Source organism: Streptomyces alkaliterrae (assembly GCF_007097205.2).
Classification (GTDB): Bacteria; Actinomycetota; Actinomycetes; order Streptomycetales; family Streptomycetaceae; genus Streptomyces; species Streptomyces alkaliterrae.
On record NZ_VJYK02000725.1, the window covers coordinates 1 to 430 of the forward strand.

Consider the following 430-nt stretch of genomic DNA (forward strand, 5'->3'; position numbering starts at 1 on the left):
GCGATGCCTTGCCTGCCTGGCAGTTGATCGGCGCCGGCCTGCTGGTGGGCTTCGGCACCCGCTTGGGCAGTGGCTGTACCAGTGGTCACGGCGTCTGTGGCATGGCTCGCGGCTCGAAGCGCTCGCTGCTGGCGGTGCTGGTGTTCATGGCCTGCGCGATGCTGACGACGTTCCTCATCCGCCACGGCGGACGCCCGGCATGAGCCGCGCGACAGGGGCCGCGGCAGCGGCGGGTGCGCTGTTCGGTGCGGGGCTGGCGCTTTCGGGGATGACCGACGCGCGCCGTGTGCTCGGCTTCCTCGACATTGCAGGTGATTTCGATCCCACCCTGGTGTGGGTGCTGGGCGCGGCGCTGTTGGTTAGTGCGGTCGGCCAGCGCTGGGTGCTGCGCCGCGCGCAGCCGTGGTTCGCCGTGCGCTTCCAGCTGCCC

2 protein-coding genes are annotated in these 430 nt (G+C 71.2%); both read left to right on the forward strand.

What is annotated here, in order from left to right:
- Positions 1-203: YeeE/YedE family protein (locus tag FNX44_RS27660; protein ID WP_153507831.1), on the forward strand; the 203-nt coding region annotated here is incomplete at its 5' end.
- On the forward strand, positions 200-430 hold a 231-nt coding region (locus tag FNX44_RS27665), incomplete at its 3' end, for a DUF6691 family protein (RefSeq protein WP_228450348.1). The genes FNX44_RS27660 and FNX44_RS27665, both read left to right, overlap by 4 nt.